Annotated in this window: 17 protein-coding genes; 12 read left to right on the top strand and 5 right to left on the bottom strand. The window is 40.5% G+C overall.

Annotated features, from left to right (window positions below; all coding sequences use genetic code 11):
• Positions 1-10 precede the first annotated feature (10 nt).
• Together G509_RS0113485 and G509_RS22125 are read right to left on the bottom strand one after the other, a co-directional pair.
• Positions 11-1,315 (bottom strand): BNR repeat-containing protein, encoded by a 1,305-nt coding sequence (locus tag G509_RS0113485; protein ID WP_026992014.1) that lies wholly within the window; start codon positions 1,313-1,315, stop codon positions 11-13.
• Positions 1,312-3,333 carry a DUF2264 domain-containing protein gene (locus G509_RS22125; RefSeq protein ID WP_081663310.1) on the bottom strand — a complete coding sequence of 674 codons (2,022 nt, stop codon included), beginning with the start codon at positions 3,331-3,333 and terminating at the stop codon, positions 1,312-1,314. The genes G509_RS0113485 and G509_RS22125 overlap by 4 nt, the downstream gene beginning before the upstream one ends.
• A gap of 244 nt (positions 3,334-3,577) precedes the next feature.
• Between G509_RS22125 and G509_RS0113475 the strand changes: the two genes are divergently transcribed.
• Together G509_RS0113475 and G509_RS0113470 are read left to right on the top strand one after the other, a co-directional pair.
• Positions 3,578-4,576 (top strand): substrate-binding domain-containing protein, encoded by a 999-nt coding sequence (locus G509_RS0113475; RefSeq protein ID WP_026992013.1) that lies wholly within the window; start codon positions 3,578-3,580, stop codon positions 4,574-4,576.
• 122 nt (positions 4,577-4,698) lie between these two features.
• Positions 4,699-6,273: a T9SS type A sorting domain-containing protein gene (locus G509_RS0113470; protein WP_026992012.1), complete on the top strand. Its 1,575-nt coding sequence runs from the start codon at positions 4,699-4,701 to the stop codon at positions 6,271-6,273.
• 97 nt (positions 6,274-6,370) lie between these two features.
• On the opposite strand, the gene msrA is transcribed toward G509_RS0113470, so the two are convergent.
• A complete protein-coding gene (msrA, locus tag G509_RS0113465) occupies positions 6,371-6,862 on the bottom strand; it encodes a peptide-methionine (S)-S-oxide reductase MsrA (protein ID WP_026992011.1) in 492 nt (163 codons plus the stop codon).
• A gap of 273 nt (positions 6,863-7,135) precedes the next feature.
• Here msrA and G509_RS0113460 point away from each other — a divergent pair, with 273 nt between their 5' ends.
• On the top strand, positions 7,136-8,689 hold the full coding sequence (locus G509_RS0113460; protein WP_117590862.1) for an SDR family oxidoreductase: 1,554 nt from the start codon (positions 7,136-7,138) through the stop codon (positions 8,687-8,689).
• Positions 8,690-8,707: 18 nt separating this feature from the next.
• Here the strand turns inward: G509_RS0113460 and G509_RS0113455 are convergent, their stop codons facing one another.
• Positions 8,708-10,084 carry an exonuclease domain-containing protein gene (locus G509_RS0113455; RefSeq protein WP_026992009.1) on the bottom strand — a complete coding sequence of 459 codons (1,377 nt, stop codon included), beginning with the start codon at positions 10,082-10,084 and terminating at the stop codon, positions 8,708-8,710.
• A gap of 464 nt (positions 10,085-10,548) precedes the next feature.
• Between G509_RS0113455 and G509_RS0113450 the strand changes: the two genes are divergently transcribed.
• From G509_RS0113450 to pgl, 6 genes are all read left to right on the top strand, one after another.
• A complete protein-coding gene (locus tag G509_RS0113450; RefSeq protein WP_026992008.1) occupies positions 10,549-11,436 on the top strand; it encodes an AraC family transcriptional regulator in 888 nt (295 codons plus the stop codon).
• Positions 11,437-11,636: 200 nt separating this feature from the next.
• Entirely contained in the window at positions 11,637-12,203 is a 567-nt protein-coding gene (gene hxlB, locus G509_RS0113445) for a 6-phospho-3-hexuloisomerase (protein ID WP_026992007.1), read from the top strand.
• Between the two features lie 33 nt (positions 12,204-12,236).
• The gene (gene hxlA, locus G509_RS0113440) at positions 12,237-12,878 is read left to right on the top strand and encodes a 3-hexulose-6-phosphate synthase (protein ID WP_026992006.1); all 642 of its coding nucleotides are present in this window, start codon (positions 12,237-12,239) and stop codon (positions 12,876-12,878) included.
• Positions 12,879-12,958: 80 nt separating this feature from the next.
• Positions 12,959-14,365 (top strand): NADP-dependent phosphogluconate dehydrogenase, encoded by a 1,407-nt coding sequence (gndA, locus tag G509_RS0113435; protein WP_026992005.1) that lies wholly within the window; start codon positions 12,959-12,961, stop codon positions 14,363-14,365.
• 17 nt (positions 14,366-14,382) lie between these two features.
• A complete protein-coding gene (zwf, locus tag G509_RS0113430; protein WP_026992004.1) occupies positions 14,383-15,918 on the top strand; it encodes a glucose-6-phosphate dehydrogenase in 1,536 nt (511 codons plus the stop codon).
• Positions 15,902-16,621, top strand: a complete 720-nt coding sequence (gene pgl / locus G509_RS0113425; RefSeq protein ID WP_026992003.1) for a 6-phosphogluconolactonase — start codon at positions 15,902-15,904, stop codon at positions 16,619-16,621. Before zwf ends, pgl begins: the two co-directional genes overlap by 17 nt.
• 483 nt (positions 16,622-17,104) lie before the next feature.
• Here the strand turns inward: pgl and mnmE are convergent, their stop codons facing one another.
• Entirely contained in the window at positions 17,105-18,493 is a 1,389-nt protein-coding gene (gene mnmE / locus G509_RS0113420) for a tRNA uridine-5-carboxymethylaminomethyl(34) synthesis GTPase MnmE (RefSeq protein ID WP_026992002.1), read from the bottom strand.
• 178 nt (positions 18,494-18,671) lie between these two features.
• Between mnmE and G509_RS0113415 the strand changes: the two genes are divergently transcribed.
• The 3 genes from G509_RS0113415 to G509_RS0113405 all read left to right on the top strand — a co-directional run bounded on the left by G509_RS0113415 (position 18,672) and on the right by G509_RS0113405 (position 22,505).
• Entirely contained in the window at positions 18,672-19,553 is an 882-nt protein-coding gene (locus tag G509_RS0113415) for a universal stress protein (protein WP_051200219.1), read from the top strand.
• 81 nt (positions 19,554-19,634) lie between these two features.
• The gene (locus G509_RS0113410) at positions 19,635-21,407 is read left to right on the top strand and encodes a MutS-related protein (protein ID WP_026992000.1); all 1,773 of its coding nucleotides are present in this window, start codon (positions 19,635-19,637) and stop codon (positions 21,405-21,407) included.
• A 249-nt stretch (positions 21,408-21,656) separates the two neighbouring features.
• The gene (locus G509_RS0113405; protein ID WP_026991999.1) at positions 21,657-22,505 is read left to right on the top strand and encodes an alpha/beta fold hydrolase; all 849 of its coding nucleotides are present in this window, start codon (positions 21,657-21,659) and stop codon (positions 22,503-22,505) included.
• Positions 22,506-22,531: the final 26 nt, after the last annotated feature.

Below are 22,531 nucleotides of genomic sequence, written 5' to 3'. Positions count from 1 at the left end.
TGCTCTTAAATTACGGCAGGTTTTTAACCTCTATTACATTTACCGGCTGTGGCGCAACTTGTTGTAAGCCCTCGCCATCTACCTGTGTTACCTTTTGCGAAAAAATGTGAAGCTGCTTTTTGGCACTCCACAATTCCTGGTCGTAATTAGGCTCCCAATCCCCTACAGATTGCTCTGTAAGGTTTTTTACCTGCCATTGTTTCTTATCCAGATCTGCGTAAGTAAGGGTAATTTTAGACCCCCGTTCGGCATCCCTGAAAAGGAGATACAAGATAGCCTTATTTATTAAAACTTTTGGCCGCGAAATCGTTATATTTTTCGTTCCGCCGCCACCTAATGTAAAAGTATTCTTATGAAAATTAGTATTTAGCAACTGCCATTTTCCATCCGTTTTATACACCACTTTGTACTGTGGTATGCCATCATTATCCCAATACGTAGCAATGTACGGGTTGCCGTTAGCATCGGCAGTCATCGATGTCTGGTTGATAAGGCTGCTGTTTTGAGGAACCGGCCATGCAACCTCGGCACTGGCAACAGTAATAGGTAACACATAGGCCTCTCCCGTTGATTTTTGCCAGGTTACACCGCCATCTTTACTCACCGTATAACATATATCGTGGTTGGTAGACACATCCCAGCTCTCTCTCCAAACCCATGATACATGGATATAACCCATATTATCTACACAAATTTGCCAGTAGGCACTGCGCAGCTCTTCGCCATTTAGCAGGTTATTTTGAAGTTGTGTCCACTTGTCGGTAGCAGCATTATAACTGTTTATAACCATATTACCACGACCCGACGCTCCCGACCTGTAACAAAATATAAGCTTACCATTGGGCAGGTTATGAAACTCCGGATACGTAACTTTTAATTCCTGGCTTCCCGTCATACTTTGTTCTGCACCCAACGCTAAACCAAACGGTTCTTTGCTTTTGGCGTAGCGCAGGCGGGTATCATGATGGTCGAAACTTACATGCACGTAGCCTTTGGCGTCTACCGCAAGGCTAATGGTGTTGTGGGCATCTTTTACATTACCTTTATACTCCGACTTTACCACTTGCCAATTACTGCTGCCAAGTTTGCGTTTGCCTAAAACCATGTACCCATCGTTATCATAATAAGCCGTAAACTGGTAATTTTTAAGGCTTGTTAAAGCACTGTTTCTAAACACAACGGTATTAACGGAGTTACTGCTCCACCCCAACCCCACAGTAGTTTGCGTTGTTTTTAGAGATACACAACTACTTGATAGCACCCCCAACAAACAGGCAATTAAAGTCCTCACTATATATTGTTTATACTGCATCATTGGGCTTTTATTCTTTTAATGCTTACGTTTTTGGCGTAGAAATTAGTCTCTGCATCAGGCCCTTTCTCGCCCGATGAACCCTCCATTTGCAGGTTTATAATAAGCCACAAAGGCTTGTTGGTAAAGTTGGTATAATGCTCGCCTTTTTTCTCATCATCAATATAATAGGTAATAGAAGTATGCTCATCATCAATTCTTTTTAAGATGGCCGTGTAGGTATGCCATTGCTCTAAAGCATCGTCCAAAGTGGTTTTAATTGTAGTGCAGTTTTGGGGCGTTATAAAGGTATTTTGCCAGTTTGTGGCATCGCCTTTAAATTCTAAGATATCCGTTTCCGGAGGCCACCCGTTAACCGCAGTAAGCCAGAAGGCAGGCCATGTCCCGGCTGCTGTGGGTGCTTTAAATTCTCCCGATATTTTATAAACAGGATACTCATTACTAACCGTAACCTGGTGTTTGGCATGCACAGCACCCGATTGATATTTTATATCCAGATGCGGATCTAATTTGCTCTTTCCCTCTGCCTTTTTAACCTTAGTGGCCTTTAATTGCAGCACATTATCTTTTAAAATAATTTGGCTTTTGTACATGCGCGCCGACCCGTTATGGTCGGTACCCCAAGGGTAAAAGTTATTCCATTGCTTCTTAAATAGCTTATCGCTGCCAAACGATGTACTATCTGTAACCGTTTGCCAAACCGGGTTATGTTTAGCATTGTCAGGATAAAAAGCATGGTCTATTGGTGCTTTTTTGTCACCCCATATTTGTTGTTGTGTATAAGGCACCGATGGAGCTGCCCAAAAAGCAGTTTGCTGCGGCAGCCCCAAGGCCAGAAAAGCGGTGGTACATAAATAAAGACTACCTGTAGAAATGTAGCCCTCGGCAATTTCAGGCTGATGCCCGTAAAAACCAAGCGTTAACCAGCCATTAGCATCAAAAGTGCCGGGAGCCTCCATTTGTTTTTTTATGATGGCATACAATGCACAGCGCACCTGAGCCGGGTTTACATCCTGCGGAAGCTCCTGCAACAGCGCCATTTGAGATAGTGCCTGAAATGCGCCTACCCTGTACGCTAACGACCGCCCAACGGCAGGATAAGTGCCTTCCGGCGAAATTAACCGCTCCTGTATGCCCGCATAACGGCGAGAACGCTCTAAAAACTTGCTATAGCCATCTATATAATCGCTTTTATAACGCCACCCTTTAAGAGCTTGCTTTTTATCTTTAAGAACCAATAAAATATCCAGTATCATGGGCTGGATTACAAAACTGTTGTAATAATCATAATGAAAATCAGCACCATCGCCGTAAACACCATCGCCCAAATACCATTCATTATGCTTATTAAGGGCATATTCCAGGCGTACCATATCGGCCTGGCCAGCAGCGTCAAACTTTAAAATAGCGGCTTCTATCATACCGGTAAACAACAGCCAGTTCATATACGCCGGAGAAATGCTTCGCGTTGATTTTAAGGCTGTAAGCACATTTTGCTTTACCCTTGGCTCTAATGGATCCCACAATTGGCGCGGGGCTCTAATTAAAGCTTCGGCAAAAAACGCAGCATCTACAAGAGGCTGGCCGCCATTGGTAAAATTCATATAATCAGCAGCCTGTGGGTTGGTAGCGTTGTCAATACATTTTAATGCCATTTGTATGTACTGCTCCCTCAGCTTACCTTCTTCAGTGGCGTCAGCACCCAGTTCCAGCCACGGAGCCATCCCACTAAGGGTTCGTCCAAAAGCCTCTAAATACGTTACTTTATCCCTGTCGCCATAAGCATTGGGCGCGGTTTCTACAGGCATATCCAGTTTTAAGCGGTTGTTGCTAAGAGCATTTAAAACCGGATGGGCAATTTTAGTAAGCGTGCTTACAAAGTAGGCTCTTGCCTCTGCCCCATTACTATCTATACTGCTAACTTGTTGTGCGTTAACTATTGCACTAAGCAGTAACACCGCAAAGTATGACAGGTATTTTGTATGGCTTATATAAGTTGTACGGTATAAAACCTGTAACATACTTTTGTTTATTTTGGTTTGGTATTTTTTATTATTGTTATAAATTACACTGATTTTAGAGCATCCTTAAAATGAAGAATGTATTTTTTTATTCCGATAATTTTAAAAATTACTCTTAAAAAGATATAATATATTTCAAATATAAAAATTTATAACGTTATAGTATACCAGTACCTACCAGTTTTGTATATTAGCCACCAGTTAAATGTATTTTTTACATTTATTATTTAAAATGTATTTTAGGATGAAGATAATAGAAATAGATTCGCGCAAAAGCCTTCCGAAATATAAGCAGATAGTACTTTCTATAGAAACCGCTATTGCAGAGAAACGACTTAAGCGCGGCGATAAGCTACCCTCTGTAAACAAGGTGGCGCTTGAGTTTTCGCTTTCGCGCGATACGGTACTGCTGGCTTATGAGGAGCTTAAAAAACGCGGTATTATCTACTCCCGCCTCGGCAAGGGCTATTACATTAAAAGCGAAGAGTTTACCCTGCAACAGCGCATCTTTTTATTGTTTGATGAGTTTAACTCCTTTAAAGAAGATCTTTACAACTCGTTTATTGCAACTATGGGCAGCAACGCGCAGATAGACATTTTCTTTCATTATTTTAGTATAGACGTTTTTAAAAAACTAGTGAACGAGAACAGCGGCGATTATTCTAAATACGTAATAATGCCCACTACCCTAAAGGGTGCCGCTGCCATTATTAACACCCTGCCCAAGAATGATGTTTACATTTTAGACCAGACCAACGATGAGCTGCGCGACTACCCCTCTATACATCAAAACTTTGTGAATGACATGTATAATGCGCTTACAACGGGCTACGATAAGCTACACAAATACAACAAGCTAATACTGATTTTCCCGGCATTTAAGCAGCCACCCGGCATGCAGATTGGCTTTGTAAAATTTTGCGAAGAGCACGGCCTTAACTACGAAATAATTCCGGATTTTGATAACCACGGTATCGATGTGGGCGATGTTTACATTATACCCAACGACCGTCATTTGGTTAATGTTATAGAGCAGGCAAAAGCCCAGAAACTAAAAATTGGCAGAGATGTTGGTGTAATATCTTATAACGACACACCCCTAAAAAAGGTGGTAGAAAACGGTATTACTACCATATCTACCGACTTTAACCAGATGGGTAAAATTTTAGGCGAAATGATACTCGACCAAAACCGTGGGCAGATAGAAAATAAGAGCAAGCTTATTGTGCGTGGGTCGTTGTAAGTAATGGGTACTATCAAATTCTCAATCAGGTTGTTCAAATTCTAAATTGCTGTTATCAAATACTTTATTTTTGATAATCAATTGGTTTGAAATACTACTTTTGTTTTGTAAAAGCAGAGAACATGAAAAAAATTATCTACTTATTGTTACTGTTAATCGCAGGCATCACAGCAAACGCACAAACTTTTGAGTGGCTTAAAACACCCCAAACGCTTATGCCCTATAACCCGGATATGGTGGGCTACTCTACAGCATTAGACCAGGATGGCAATGTGTTTTTTAGCGGTTTTAAATCCAATCCGTTTATATATAACTCGATTATGGGTTCTATGTATTTAAATAAATACGACATCAACGGCACCCTTTTATTTTCTAAAACTATAAGCGGCAACGCACAGAGCCACAGTATGGTAGCCGACCATGATGGCAATGTTATATTGGCACTTAGCTTTGTTGCCACCATAACTATAGAAGATGTTACCTTAACCACTATAAACCAGGACGAGCAATGGCTCGTGGCTAAATTTGATACCAATGGCAACCTATTGTGGCACCATCAACTAACCATTGATGAACCCGAAGGCTCGGGTCTCAACATTATATCTGAAGCTAAACCTTTGGCAATAGATGCTACCGGAAACATTTATACAGGATATGGCAATTTTTCAAGCACGTATATTACTAAGCTATCGGCAAGTGGTACGGTGTTATCTACTATTGAACAATCAGGCGTAAGCCGCATAACATCGTTAAGCATAGATACCGAGGGTAATATCTATTCGGCGGGTGGCTGTGCCAATTGGAATGCTACTTTTGCAGGTGTGCTCAATGCTCCCCCTCAGGAGTTGTTGTACAATATATACCTCACAAAATATTCTGCAACAGGTACGTTTCAATGGGTTAAATATGTAGAAGACATTACCTGCAGCGAACCACATGTTGTAACCCGCCACCCTAATGAGGTCTATTTTTGCTCTTACCTGTTTGGCGCTTTTAATTTTGATGATATAACGTCGGAAGGGTCAGCTGCTTTTGAAGATTTCTTTTTAACCAAACTCAATGCGGATGGCCAATACCTGTGGCTGCGCGAAGTGCCCGGCAGCGGCGGCATTGCACTGGGCAACCGCAATTTTTTAAACCTTGATGCCAATGGCAATATTTATATTGCAGGCAAAACATCGGGCACCATTAACTGGGGCAACGGAATTACAACCGGTGTAGCCGGTTTTGGCAGCAATGCCCTGATATTAAAGTACAGTCCGGGAGGTACAGTAGTAATGGCAAAAACAGGCGGTGCCGGCGGCTATACCCGTTTTGATGGTTTATGCATTAATGCAGACAGCGAAGTTTTTGCTGCCGGTATGGGCTTTGATGCCTGCTCTTTTGATAGCATTACTTACAACCCGCAACAGCAAACCGATTACTACCCTTACCTGGCAAAACTGAATAATGAAGTTTTAGGAAATGCATCATCACAATTAAAAACAACGGTGCTCTACCCTAACCCGGCTACCGATCTGGTTTACATTTCAGGAACAGACCAAAATGTTAATGGTAGTATAGTAAACACATTAGGTCAGAAATTACAAAGTTTCACTATAGGTATAAATACCCCTCTAAACGTGGCACCTCTGCCAAAAGGCACTTACTTTGTACAGCTTGATGGCTATATAGCCACAAAACTGATTAAAAACTAAGTACGTCTATTTTTACTTTGAATGGAAAACACCTTTAGCACTGGAAACTAAAGGGGTTTTAGAATTTATAATTACGTTCTAAGAGTAGTGTACATGCCTACAAAAAAGTACCAAACCTTTCGAAATGGCAGGTGTACCCGTTAGGATTTTTAACAAGATAGTCCTGGTGGTAACCTTCGGCTGTCCAGAATTTTGTAAATGGCTCTAAAGTTGTAACCACTGTACCGGGCCATCTTTTAGATGCATCAACAATATCAATAACTTCTTTAGCTGTCTGCTCTTCCTCCTCATTCTGGATAAAAAGGGCCGAACGATAACTGGCTCCCCTGTCGTTGCCCTGCCTGTCTACCGTTGTTGGGTCGTGCACTCTGTAAAAGTAATCTAACAGTTCTTTATAGGTTATTACCTGCGGATCGTAAGTTATTTCCAGCCCTTCAGCATGGCCTGGATGATCCTGATACGTAGGGTTTTCGTTTTGTCCGCCCAAATAGCCTACTTCGGTATCTTTTACACCGGGCAATACCCTGAAAAGGTCTTCCATGCCCCAGAAACAACCGCCCGCTATGTATGCTTTTTTTAAATTCTCCATTATATTTTTCTCTTTTTAATTTCCTTCGAAACTTATATTTTCAAAGGGTTTTATCCGATAATAAAATTACAAAATGGCACGCTTATTTTTGTAATGTACCGGTATTATTTAATACAAATTTATAGTATTAAGAGCACATATTATTAGACGCTTGTAAATGCCTGCACCCAAAGTTATTTAGATGTATTAGTACCGCTAAAAAGCAATTGCACCACAGATTATTAGCATTATATTTGCAGCCCGGCAGCTTAGCCATAATTGAACCTGATGTATATGATAACCAAGGACGAACTTGTAACTCCAAATGCCATAAGCTTTGAAGAAATAGAGAAATGCATTGCTTTACTTACCGAATTAAATACCGATACCGATAAGATATTTGATATACCGAAAGAGCAGCGCACAGCCCTGATTAAAGCTGCAGGACAGTTTTCGAGGCCCGATCGTGATGAGCTTGCCCGTAGAAAAAAAGATGGAAAATTGGCCGCCAAGCGAAAAATGGAGAAGCGAGACCGCACCGCCCGTAAGGTTACCGGTATACGAGAGGCGCGCGAAGCCAGCATTTTTATAGCCCCTAAATTATTAGAAATTAATGATCTGTCTGCTAAAGAGCAATTGGAGCTGCAAACGCCCAGAAATTGCTATGTATGCAAAACACAGTTTACCAAACTGCATCATTTTTACGATACAATGTGCACCGATTGTGGCGATTTTAATTACGCAAAACGTTTTCAGACAGCTAATGTAAAAGGGCAAATTGCCGTTGTAACAGGTTCTCGTTTAAAAATAGGCTACCATATTACCCTTATGCTTTTGCGTGGCGGTGCTACAGTTGTAGCTACTACCCGCTTTCCTGTAGATTCGGCAATTCGTTTTGCCAAGGAAAATGATTTTATGGAATGGGGCCACCGTTTAAAAATTCACGGGTTAGATTTAAGGCACATACCAAGTGTAGAGATCTTCTGCAATTTTATAGAGCAAACCTATGGCCGCCTGGATATCCTAATTAATAATGCTGCGCAAACCGTAAGGCGCCCGGCAGGATTTTACGCCCATTTAATGGCGAATGAAGAGTGTCCAATTAATTCTTTACCTAAGCAGGTACAGGATTTATTATCAGACCATACCAATTGCCTGCAAGAACTTAAAGTATTAACTACCGGGGCATCGCCTAACCAAAATATGCCGGTAACATGGCACGGGCCAGAGCCGGGTATAGGGTTACGGGCTTCGGCAAAATTATCGCAAATACCTTATTCTTTTGATACTACGCTGGTGGCAAATGAGGTTTTTCCGGATGGCGAACTGGATGCCGACCTGCAACAGGTTGATTTACGAAAAACAAACAGCTGGCGCTTAAAATTAGGCCAGATAGAAACTACCGAAATGATCGAGGTGCAATTGGTAAATTCTGTTGCGCCCTTTGTATTGTGCAACCGTTTGGCAGAAGTAATGAAAAAAGATGCTACGGGGCAAAAACATATTATAAATGTTTCTGCCATGGAAGGTAAGTTTTATTACGGCTTTAAAGACGACAGGCACCCCCATACCAACATGGCAAAAGCAGCGTTAAATATGCTAACGCATACGGCAGCAGGTTCTTTAGCCAAAGAAGGTATTTACATGAATGCGGTTGATACCGGTTGGGTTACCGATGAAGACCCTGCCGAAATGGCTAAAAGAAAACAGGAGGAAGAAGATTTTCAGCCGCCGTTAGACATTGTTGATGGCGCTGCCCGCGTAATGGACCCCTTATTTGACGGCATTAATACCGGAAAGCACTGGTGCGGAAAATTCCTTAAAGATTACGTGCCAATTGCATGGTAATATTATTGCTAAAACAATTTAATCTTTGGTTTGCAATGTAATAACCTTAGCCGGATATTTATTGGTATGGGTATAGATTAATTGCATAATGTATTGGTTACTCCTGTAGGGCGTTACATATTCTTTTATTTCTAAAGGTTCAGTAAACCCAACATCTGTGGGCATGTAGCCCATACCGTAACAGTGGCCATTTTCTACCCATATACAACTGTACTCATCGGCATGCCGGCCTTTATCTATAATAGCAAAGCTCGGCTTGTTTTTAGATACAAAATCAATAGCATTTTCTATTTTGGTATTATGTTGCATAACATCGGGTAAAATTGCAACATCTGCTTTTTGGATACCTTCTGCTTCGGCAAGGCTACAATATTTACAAAACCTGTTATCAATTTCAAACTGCGCGGCCAGTTTTTGCAGCACATTTATGGCATCATGTAAATTACTAAAACTCTCTATACAGGGCTGAAACTTATTTACCTTACCCACCGCAATGTACCTATATCCGTTACGGGCTTCATATTCGTATAGCCCAAATTTAGGTTCAAAGCGTTTTAATGCCCTGTTATACATAGGCCATAACTTTTTAATCTCGGCATATTCAAGCAATAACGCCATTAGCTCTGTAGCACAAACTTCGAAAGAGATACTGTAAATATCACGCAAAAAATGCTGCCGCTGCGGCGTAATTTTATGTCCGCTGAAATGAGATGCTACCCGCTTTTTTAAATTGACGGCCTTGCCTACATAAACTACCTTTTTTACCTGGTTGTAAAAATAATACACGCCCGGCTTTTCCGGTAATTGATTAAAATCTTCAGGAGGTAAATTTGGAGGCAGGCGTTGGTCCTGAGCCGTTTTTTTAAGCATTTTTTCAATTTCTCCATCGGTATCCCATTCCAGTAATCGCAAAAACAGTATGGCAGTAGCATTGGCATCGCCACCGGCACGGTGCCTGTGCTGTAATGGTATATCTAATGCCTGGCACAGGTTGCCCAAACTGTATGAATGCAACCCGGGCCGTACCTTTCTTGCAGCCCGCACAGTGCACAATTTTCTGGCAGTCCATTTAAACCCGGACTCCTCCAGCTGGTGCCTTACAAAAGAATAATCAAAGTTAACGTTATGCGCCACAAAAATGCGGCCGGTTAGCATTTGGGCTATTTTTGGGGCAACGTCATCAAAAACAGGTGCATAATGTACCATCTCGTTATTAATGCCGGTTAGCGCAAAAATAGGTAGTGGTATTTCTTTTTGTGGGTTTATTAGGGTTTCCCAACGGTCAATAACATTGGTACCATTATGTATAATTATGGCAATTTCTGTAATGCGGCTGCCACTGGCATTACCCCCTGTTGTTTCAATATCTACAATAGCATACTCCATCCTTTTCATCAATCATATAACGTAGCAATTATGTCAATATTTTTTATTTGGCATAAATTGTTATTTCTCTATACAAAAACATTTCTCTTATTATCTCAAATTCTAAATTAGGTAAGGTTAAAAAAGCAAAAATTGGTTTACCACAACTAAACTCACTTATGTATAATGCTTACCAACAACAAAATTATATAAATTTTGTTTCATAAATTATTTATTACAAGGTGTAAATTGTTAATAATCAAGCTTAACTAAACTAACAATTTAATTAATGATTACGGCAAAAACAAGCCGTATATTTGCTGCTTAACAGTTAGCAATGTTAGCTGTTGAATTAGCATTGCTTAGTTTTATTAAAAATAGAAATGGAATATATCCTTAACTCAAACTGTTTTTGATATCGAAATTTCATCTGTCTCTTAAAAACAAATCCTTGATCGAGACAGCGGCCAACTACATAATAATACAAATCTCCTATGGATGTAAAGCGTTTAGAGATCAAAAAAAACATAAAAAAAGTTGAAGATAAGTATTTATCATTCCGCGTTTTTAATTTAGATTTAAAAAATAGTAAGGCCTATTTAAATCCTCATAAAAAAGATCATTTTTGCATTATTATAGTCGAAGCCGGAAAAATAGAAATGCATATTGAAGACAAAATACATTATCTGAAAGCCGGAAAAATATCCATTATTTTTCCTGACCAAATACACTTCGTATCAAACCTGAGTGATGATCTTGCCGGAAAGATTATTTTGTTTGAAGAAGTACTTTTTTGCTCGGATATTTTAAAGAACGAACTAAGTGCCTATAATGTTAACCTTGCTGCGCATCTTAATTGCACTGCTCTTTCTAACCACGAATTCGAGCAGGTTATACCTATTATAACCAATATATACGATATTTATACTACTCCAAGCCTTGTAAAAAAAGAACAGGCGCGTTTTTATATCAAAATTTTCCTGCTTGGGCTAATAGAATCCATTCATGGCCAGCATCCTGTACTGCATCATGATGTACAAGACACTAATCAACATGTTTATATTGGTTTTAAAAAATTGCTAAACGAGCAGTATAAAAGCCAACGTACCGTTCAGTATTATGCTTCAAAACTCGCCATTAGCCCCAAAAAGCTTAACGAAATAACAAAAAAGCATTGCGGCGAAACCGCCATAAATGCTATCCATAACCGTATACTTACCGAGATTAAAAGGCAATTATTATTTTCTGACTTGTCTCATAAAGAAATCGCATTCGACTTAGGCTTTAGTTCGCCATCGGCGCTAAATAAATTTGTAAGGGCAAAACTTCAAGAAACGCCCACCGAACTTCAAAACGAACTGGCGCAAATTTATACCGCGTAGTCTTGTTTGTATAACATCTTCCCTTTACCCCGCCCCTACCTTTGCATCAGTAAATAATACATTTATTGATGCAAAGCATTCATTGCATAAAACTTTTCAGGCTTAGCCACAGCATCATTTAATCTATTAAAGTAGAATAAATGAAAATTTTCACAAGCAATATTCTGTACATACTACACCTATAAGCAAACAACAACTTTATGATTACCAATAATTTGATCACCCAAAATTTAAATACAATTTTAGAAGAAAACCTAAAATTGGCAAAAGAGATAAACCCACAGGAGGTTAATGTGTTGATACACGAAATTAAAGCCGCCAACCGAATTTTTGTTATGGCAGCCGGCAGGAGTGCCCTTGCTTTAAAAATGGCCGCTATGCGCTTTATGCATTTAGGCTATACCGTATATGTTGTGGGAGAAGTTGTTACACCTGCCATTCTTGAAGGCGACCTGTTACTTGTAGCATCGGGCTCAGGAACAACATCTACAGTAGTCTCAGCTGCAGAAAAAGCTAAGAAACAAAAAGCCACGGTTATTGCTATTACTGCCGATGCAGAGAGCAAACTTGCCGAAATAGCCAACCATTTGGTACTTATAAACGCTGCTACCAAAACAGATTTTGGTACAGCTGTCTCTATCCAATACGCAGGCAGCCTGTTCGAACAGTTTACATTGTTTTTATTAGAAAGCGTTTTTATGACGCTGTGGCAAGAATCCGGATTAACAAAAGAAGACCTGTGGCCTAAACACGCCAACCTCGAATAATATTAATAATTAATTTTTTAAACATTTTTAGACATGACAAAATTACAAGTCGCAATTGATTTACTTACTACCGAAGCAGCATTAGAACTGGCACATAAAGTAGCGCCTTACGTAGATATTATAGAATTAGGCACACCACTTATTAAAGCAGAAGGCCTAAGGGTTGTTACAGCTATGAAAGAAGCTTTTCCTGATAAATTAGTTTTTGCCGACATGAAAACAGCCGATACTGGTGCTTTAGAAGCAGAAATGGCATTTAAAGCGGGCGCCGATTTAGTAACCGTAATGGGGTCTGTAGATGATGCTACCATTAAAGGTGCTGTAGAAGCTGCAAAAAAATACGGCAGAAAAGTAGTGGTAGATACTATCGGCGTTAAAAACAGGGTACAAAGAGCGCAAGAGGTAACTGCTTTTGGTGTTGCTTTTGTAGAGCTACACGCAGGCTTAGATGAGCAGGCTTTAGCAGGCTATTCTGTACAAACGCTTATTACTGAGGGTATAGAAGCTAAAGTACCCTTCTCTGTAGCAGGTGGTGTAAATATCGATACTATTAAAGATGTAGTTGCTGCCGGTGCAACTGTAGCTGTTGCTGGTGGTGCTATATATGGCGCTGCAGATCCTGCTGCTGCTGCTAAAGCATTAAAAGAGGCGATTGCCAGTGTTAGTGTAAAGTAATTTACTAATTTTATGGGCTGAAAATTATAGCAATTTTTAGCCCATAATTTTTAGCAATTATAAATTTTAGATACTACATTATGAATACATTCGATTTTGGTATTGTTGGCCTGGGTGTAATGGGCCGTAACCTGCTGTTAAACATGGCCGACCAAAAATTTGCCGTAGCAGGTTTGGATTTGGATACCGAAAAAGCCAGTTCGCTACAGCAGGAAGCCAATGCTGAACATACTATAAAAGCAACTACAGATGTAGAAGAATTTGTACAACTTATTAAGCAGCCAAGGGCAATAATGCTGTTGGTGCCTGCCGGAAAACCGGTAGATAGTGCCATCCAGAGCTTATTACCTTACCTTGATAAAGGCGATATTATTATCGATGGCGGTAACACTTATTTTACCGATACCGACCGCAGGTTTACTGAACTATCTGCCCTGGGTATTCACTTTTTTGGGATGGGAATTTCCGGAGGCGAAAAAGGTGCCCGATTTGGCCCAAGCCTTATGCCGGGTGGCGACAAACAGGCTTATGAAAGGCTACGCCCTATTTTTGAAGCTATATCAGCAAAAGTAGATGGAGAGCCTTGTGTTGAGTACTTAGGTAACGGAGCTGCCGGTAACTATGTAAAGATGGCCCACAATGGTATCGAATACGGTATTATGCAGCTTATATCTGAAGTTTATGACCTGATGAAACGCGGTTATAACCTGGATGATAACACAATTCAAACAATATTTAACGATTGGAATGGTACCGAACTTCAATCGTACCTGATTGAAATTACAGGCCAGATCCTCAAAAAAAATGACACTGATGGGCAGAAGCTTATCAATGTAATATCAGACTGGGCAAAATCTAAAGGTACCGGTAAATGGACTTCTCAAAACGCTATGGACCTACAGGTACCCCTGCCTACTATAGATGCCGCCGTAACAATGAGGGATATGTCTAAAAACAAACCCCAACGAATTGAAGCCGCTACCAAATTAGTCTGGAACACTGAAGATACAGATGTTAATATAGTAGAAGCTGTAGCATCGCTTAAAGACGCTTTGTATTTTTCTATACTTATTACCTACGCACAAGGGTTAGCCTTGCTAACCACAGCATCTGAAGTATATAATTACGACCTTAACTTAGAAACCGTAACAAAAATATGGCGCGGTGGCTGTATTATACGTGCCGTAGTGCTCGAAGATTTTAGAAAAGCATACGCTAAAAATCAAGATCTTAAAAACATATTATTAGACGATACTATTGCTGCCCAATTAAACAGCAGCCAGGCCGGTATACGTACAACTGTACAATTTGCAGTACAAAAAGGGCTGCCCGTAGCAGGCCTTATGAACGCCTTAGCTTATTTTGATGCTTACAGGTCGCAAAATTTGCCTACTAACCTTATACAGGCACAACGCGATTATTTTGGTGCACATACTTACGAACGTACAGATGCAACCGGCATATTTCACACAGAGTGGAATGATTAAATTTTAAATGGAATAAAATGAGTAACGTCAAAAATATAAAGCCATCCATTATCCTTATTTTCGGGGCTACCGGCGACTTAGCAAAAAGAAAGCTTTTCCCGGCGTTTTATAATCTTTACCTGGACGGCCGCATGCCCGAAAAGTTTAAGATAATGGCATTAGGCAGGGCGGAAAACAGCGATGAAAAATTTAGAGCCTACGTTGCTGAGAACCTTAACGAATTTTCGAGAAATAAAATACCTTCTCAGGAGAGTTTTGAGCAATTTGCTTCTCATATAACATATTTGCAAAATAATATAGACGAAGAAGCATCGTATCAAAACCTAAAAGTACAGTTAGATACAACAGATATTGCTTTTGGCGAGCGTGCCAACAGGCTTTTTTACCTGTCTATAGCGCCATCATTCATATCGACACTATCAAACAATATTAAGAAACTGGGCCTGGCAGCCAATCCGGACCAGGACCGTATAATTATTGAAAAACCATTTGGCTACAATAAAAGTTCGGCCATTTTACTAAACCAGCTATTATCTCAAACCTTCAGGGAAGAACAGATATATCGTATAGACCATTATCTTGGTAAAGAAACCGTACAAAATATACTTGCTTTCCGTTTTGGTAACTCCATGTTTGAACCTTTATGGAACCGTAACTTTATCGACTCTGTACAAATTACAGTGGCCGAAGAAGTTGGCGTAGAAAATCGCGGCGCTTTTTATGAAGATACCGGAGCATTAAAAGATATGGTTCAGAACCATATAATGCAAATATTAACCATGGTTGCTATGGAAGCCCCAACATCGTTACAGGCCGATGAGATACGCAACCGCAAGGCCGATGTACTAAAAGCCATACGCCGTATAACACCTCAGGAAGCAGAACATTATACCGTAAGGGGCCAGTACGACCACGGCACTGTAAAAGAAAAACCCGTTTCCGGATACCTTCAGGAAAAGGGAGTGGCAGAAAATTCTACTACCGAAACGTTTGTTGCCATGAAATTTTACCTTGATAACTGGAGGTGGCAGGGAGTGCCGTTTTATGTTCGTACCGGTAAAAGAATGCAGGAAAAACAATCGTCTATAGTTATATCGTTCAGGCCTGTGCCACATTCTACTTTTTCTTTTGGAAAAGAAGGTATGATGCCCAACCGACTGATTATTAACATTCAGCCCGCAATGGATATCAGGCTACAGTTTATGACTAAAAAGCCTGGCTTATCGCTTTCGTTACGACCGGCAGAGATGGTTTTTGATTATTTTTCATGCTCTACCAAATCGCCCGAAGCTTACGAAACATTAATACTGGATGCACTGTTGGGAGACCCTACCCTGTTTATGCGCTCAGATCAGGTAGAAGAAGCCTGGGATGTGGTAACTACCATTCAGGAAGCCTGGGAAAATGATAAATTTTTAAATTTACATAAATACGAAGCCGGAAGCTGGGGGCCAGAAGCTTCGGATGCATTACTTGCCCGCCAGGGTCATACCTGGATATCTAACACCTATAATGAAGTAAAAGAACAAGCAACAAATGGTAACTATATTTAATACTAAAGAAGAAATAGCAAATAATGCAGTCGATATTTTTGTATCGGCTGCACAAAATGCAATACAAGACCACGGCAGGTTTGTGGTGGCGCTTACAGGCGGGTCTTCTCCGGTGGCATTATATAAGCTTTTAGCTACGCCAGAGTATCAGGCAAAAGTAGACTGGAGCAAGGTTTTTGTTTTTTGGGGTGATGAACGTTGGGTTGCCCTTGACCATGACCTGAGTAACGCAAAAATGTCGGCTGAAAGCTTTTTAAACCATGTGCCAATACCAAAGGGTAATATATACCCAATGTACAAGGATGGTACAACACCCGAAGAATATGCAGTTGAATATGAGCAACATATTAAAAGTGTTGCCGGCGAGGATGGAAAATTCGACTTGATTTTATTGGGCATGGGCGATGATGGCCACACTGCCTCGCTATTTCCTGGCGAAGCCGTACTAAAAGAAGAAGATAAATGGGTAGCAGCCTATTATTTGGCTCCTCAAAACATGTATCGTATTACGCTAACCGCACCACTTATAAACAAGGCTAAGCAAATTGTGGTTATTACTTTTGGAGAGAATAAAGCGCATGCGTTACACGAAGTATTGCACGGCGAATATAACCCCGAAAAATATCCTACGCAATTACTAAAACCTGTTGACGGAAAATTGCTTTTTTTAACCGATGAGGCTGCATCAAATACAAAGCAATAGTGGTTATTGCATACTAACAAGATTTTTATACCTCCGCTGATCTAAATATTCAAGCTCATCTATATTTTTGTTAGCCATTCAAAAAAATCTTTTAGTCTCTACAAAAAAAGTAATGATTTTTATCTCAGCCTTAACACATTTTGAACCAATAGTGTTAATTGAAATATATATCGGGTAGATCGTTTACAATTAAAGTAAAACCCATTGGGTTTTACTTTAATTGTAATATTATCTTCAAAAAACTGAAATTTTTATCTATATCTTTCCATTTAAAACAAAATCGTTGGATATAAAAACCGCACAGATACCTGTATGTCATTTTTTGATAAAGTACGATATATTAATAGAAGCAAGAACTTAAAGTAATGCATAGCATAATAATCCCATAAATATGTCTGAACGAATAAGGAATGTTTATTTGCAACATTATCTTCTCCATATTCCATAAAGGCCTACCCATTATATTTGCGTTGTTTTGCGCCCTTACTTTCCGATACAGAAATTAGCAAAAATATTGCCCAGTAATTCGTCGTTGCTAACACTACCGGTAATTTCACCAAAGTGGTATAACGCCTGGCGAATATCTATGGCCAGCAAATCGGCGGGAATGCCGCTGTGCATGCCAAACTGTACTTTTTGTATTTCTTCAAGGGCTTTAATAAGCGAATCGTAATGGCGGGTGTTGGTAACAATAGTTTCGTTATTGCGCAATGCTCCGGTATTAACAAACGACATCAGCTTGTCTTTTAGCGTTTCTACCCCACTGTTTTCTTTAGCAGAGATAAGCAGCAGTTCAGGGATATCTGTAACCGCTTCCAGCTTTTGGGCATCGGTAAGTTTATCAGCCTTGTTACCAATAATCAATAGCGGCTTAAGCGGAAACTGGTTCTTAATCTTCTCGATCTCTACCCTTATGCCAGATCCTGCAATGCCAAATTGTGTAGCATCAAACAAATAAACAACCACCTGTGCCTGCTCTATTTTCTCGAAGGTTTTGCGTATACCAATACTCTCTACAACATCTTCGGTTTCGCGAATACCTGCCGTATCTATAAACCTAAAACCAATACCGTTTATAACCAACTCGTCTTCAATAGTATCGCGGGTTGTGCCGGCAATATCGCTAACAATGGCGCGTTCTTCGTTTAACAATGCATTAAGCAAGGTAGACTTACCCACGTTAGGCTCGCCCACAATGGCCACAGGTATACCGTTTTTAATAACGTTACCTACAGCAAAAGAGTCAATTAGCCTTTTAAGCACAAACTCTATTCGCGATAGCAGTTCATAAAACTGGCTACGATCGGCAAACTCTACATCTTCCTCGGCAAAATCCAGTTCAAGTTCAATTAACGATGCAAAATTAAGCAGCTCTTCGCGCAGTTTGGCAATCTCATTACTAAAACCGCCACGCATTTGCTGCATGGCAATTTGATGCGATGCCTCATTATCGCTGGCAATAAGGTCGGCCACCGCCTCTGCCTGGCTTAGGTCCAGCTTGCCATTTAAAAAGGCACGCAGGGTAAACTCGCCCGCGTTTGCCATACGGCAGCCTTTTCTTAGCAGCAGCTGTATAATTTGCTGTTGTATATAAACCGAGCCGTGGCACGAAATTTCAACGGTATTTTCGCCGGTGTACGAGTTGGTGCCTTTAAATAAAGACAGTAGCACCTGGTCGTATATTTTGGTATCTTCCTGTATGTGCCCTAAGTGCAGGGTATGGGTTTTTTGGCGGGTAATATCTTTGCCGGAAACCGACTGGAATACGCTTGCCGCGATGGTAATGGCATCGGCACCCGAAATTCTTATAATAGCTATAGCCCCGGAGCCCGAAGCGGTAGCCAGCGCCACTATGGTATCTTGTGGAATCATTTTGTTTAATCCTTTCTTTGCTGCAAAGATAGTGTTTTACTTGCAGTTTTAGTTTTCAGTCGCAGTCGCAGTTTTCAGTTGTACTTTGTTATATCCGGGAGAAAACTGCTTACTGCGACTGCGACTGAATACTGGATTACTATTGTGTTAAGCAATGCATAAAAAGTAGGAAATTACTATGTTTTTATATATCTTTAACCTGATAACCAATGCTACAACCGCCATGAAAAGAATACTTTTTCCTACCGATTTTTCTGAGGCTGCGCGCAATGCCTTTATATATGCCCTTAATTTTGCCGATTCGTTTGGGGCAGAGCTGGTACTGCTGCACGTGTACGACCTGCCCATTGTAGAAACCCCGCCATTGCCCGAAACTACTACCGAAATTTTTGACATTGTAGAGATGCACCAGTTTGAAAGTTTTAGGGAAGAGTTGCCTGCATTGCATAAACTTGCCGAAGACAACAATTTTGGACACATAAAGTTTAAAAATGTATTAATGTACGGCGACCTGATTTACAACATTAATAAGGTTAGCGAAGACGAGGGTGTAGACTTTGTAATTATGGGTACCAAAGGTGCCAGCGGCCTTAAAGAAACGTTTTTGGGCTCTACCACAGCATCGGTTATAAGTAATGTAAAGATGCCCGTATTGGGTATTCCGGCAGAGGCGCAGTACCGTGCCATTAAAAACATTGCCTTTACAACCCAATATAAAGATAAAGATAACGATGCCCTTCGCAATGCCCTTACTATTGGCAGCGCCTTTAACGCCAGGCTGCAATGCCTGTATATTAAAAACGACGACGACCCCGAAGATATTGAAGAGCGCATTAACGAGTGGAAAATTTACTACCGCGATGAGCACATTGACTTTTTTAATATTGATGGCGACCATATAGAACAAACCATATTAGATTTTATAGAAAACCAGCATGTAGACCTTTTGGTAATGCGCACCCACAAACGTGGTTTTTTTGAGAGCTTGTTTCACCGTAGCCTTACCAAAAAAATGGCCTACCACAGTAAAGTGCCTTTGCTGGTATTTCATGAAGAATAGTACAACATCCCGCTCCGGCGGGATTTTTTATTGCAACTCGTGGTGAGTTCTTCCTATATTTGCCTTTTAGCACATAAAAACATGGAATTTTACTCTACCCGAAAGGCCGCTTTTGTAACCGAACTCAATACCCACAAATCTAAATACAACACCATAAGCGCTGCAAGGCTGGTGGTTGCCATAGCCTTTTTAATTTTAGGATTTTACAGTATTAAGTCGGAAGACAGTTCCGGTTATGTGTATGGAATGCTGGTGTGTGCCATAGCATTTTTTGTGCTTATGAGGCTGCATACGGCGGTATCTCAAAAAAAAGAAAGGGCAGCTGCTTTAGTAAAAGTTAACGAGCAGGAGATAGCTTATTTATCGGGTACTGGGATGGCGTTTGCTAACGGTGCCGAATTTACCGATTATACCCACCCCTACTCGCACGACCTTGATATTTTTGGCGAGCGGTCGCTTTTCCAAAACCTTAACCGTACCGAAACCTTTAAAGGCAAGCAAAAACTGGCCGACTTATTACTGAATGTTTTACCGCAAACCGAGATACTTAAAAACCAATTGGCTATTAAAGAACTGGCCGCTAAGCCGGAATGGCGCCAGGAGGTTATGGCTTTGGGCAAAACCAATAAAGATGGTGCTACGGTTTACAACAAGCTTATGGGTTGGGTAAACAATGGGGCTACCCCCATATCTAACCTTGCTGGCAAAATTGCCATTATTGCTCCTGTAGCGCTTGTTTTGAGCCTTATTGCTTATGTATTTACCGATAACGATACTTACTTAAACGCAGTGGGTTATCTTATTGGTTTTAACCTGATCTTTATTTTGGGCTATGTTAAATTCATTAAAAATGAAATTAACGATACTACCGAAATTCACACCATAATACACAATTACAGCCAGGTTATAAGTCAGCTTGAAAACGAAGAGTTTGAGAGCGAAAAACTACAATCGCTACAGGCACAGTTAATTTCAGGCGGGCAAAAAGCCAGTACTCAAATTAAAAAACTGGCAGTATTGTTCTCTCAAATGGATACCGTGAGCAATGTAATTGGCGCAGCATTTTTTAACGGGCTCTTTTTGTACCACTTTCATATTTTAAAGGCATTGCTTAACTGGAAAAAAGACCATGCCCAAAACGTAAACCTGTGGCTGGATACCATTGCCGAGGCCGAGGCTCTTAGTAGCTTTGCCAACCTCTACTACAACAATCCTGATTTTACCTTCCCTACCCTCAACACAAATAATGTAATTGCGTTTAAAGACCTTGCACACCCGCTTATTAAAAAGCAGGTACGCGTTGGCAACACCATTAACTTTAATCCGGGTTTTACCATACTAACAGGTTCTAATATGTCGGGCAAAAGTACGTTTTTGCGCAGCCTTGGCATTAATATGGTACTGGCGGGTGCCGGTGCGCCTGTTTGTGCATCAGCGGCCGTTGTACACCCTTTACCGGTGTTGGTATCGATGCGACTATCAGATTCGTTATCCGACTCTGAATCGTACTTTTTTGCCGAGATTAAACGCCTGCGCCAGATAATGGATGCCCTGCAAAACCAAAGGGCTTTTGTATTATTGGATGAAATTTTAAGGGGGACCAACTCCGACGATAAACAGATGGGAACCATAAAAGTAATTAAGCGAATGATGGGCTTTAATGCCGTTGGCGCCATTGCCACCCATGATATTGAGGTTTGCGATACCACACTGCAATATCCTGAAAGCCTTGTTAACCGCTGTTTTGAAGTGCAGATTATAGATAACGAGCTTTATTTTGACTACCAACTTAGAGATGGCATTTGTAAAAATAAAAGCGCCACATTTATTATGGAGAAAATGGGGGTGGTTTAGTTAATTACAAATTTCAAATTAGGAATGATGAACTGAAATTCAAAATGCAAACTTAAATTTCCAACTACCCTGTCTATCATCTATTATCTATTATCTTTAAGTCATCTCTAAAAATCTAACCATCCGATAATCTGATAATCTAAATCTTAATTATCCTTTTATTAACAGCCAATAATTTCTTAATCATAGGCATGCTGTTTTATGCAGTTAGTAATTTTATGTAATTATTAATTCAAAAAATACCAATTTATGCCTTTTATCACCACAAATTCCGTTAGTTTATCAGGTAGTTCAGAAGAAGTAAATATTTTTTACCAGGACATTGGCAGGGGCAGGCCCGTAGTTTTAATACACGGCTGGCCGCTAAACTACCAAATGTGGGAATACCAGTTAAACGAGTTACCAAAACACAATATTCGCGTAATAGCTTACGACCGAAGGGGTTTCGGACTATCATCCCGCCCCTGGGAAGGCTATGATTACGATACCTTTGCGCAGGACCTTAATCTTGTTTTAGAAGAGCTAAACCTTACCGATGTTACCCTTGTAGGCTTTTCTATGGGTGGCGGCGAGGTTGCCCGCTACCTTGCTAAATACAACACTGCCGGCCGCGTTACCAAAGCTGCCCTTATAAGTGCCGTTACCCCATTTTTACTAAAAACCGACGACAACCCAACCGGGCTGCCGCAGGAAATGTTTGATGCTATGCAGGAGCAGATTGAAGACGACAGGCCTAAATTTTTGGCAGCGTTTGGCAAAATGTTTTATGGTGTGCATTTGTTTAGCAAGCCTGCCAGCCAGGAAATTTTAGACCATGATGCTGCCTTGGCATTAAATTCGGCTGGGTATTCTACAATTAAGGCTATGAAGGCATGGTCTACGACCGACTTTAGGGCCGATCTGGATAGTATTAAAATCCCTACCCTTGTAATTCATGGTAAGGCTGATGAAACTGTGCCTATTGATGCATCTGCAGAAGAAACAGTAAAACATATTCCGCATGCCGAGTACCTTGTGTACGACGATGCACCGCACGGGCTGTACTACACCCACAAAAACAGGTTTAACGAAGATATTATACGATTTATAAATACTTAAGAGGGTTCGAAATCTCAAACTAAAAA

The organism is Flavobacterium subsaxonicum WB 4.1-42 = DSM 21790 (genome assembly GCF_000422725.1).
GTDB lineage: Bacteria > Bacteroidota > Bacteroidia > Flavobacteriales > Flavobacteriaceae > Flavobacterium > Flavobacterium subsaxonicum.
This window is presented reverse-complemented; position numbering and strand designations above follow the sequence as displayed.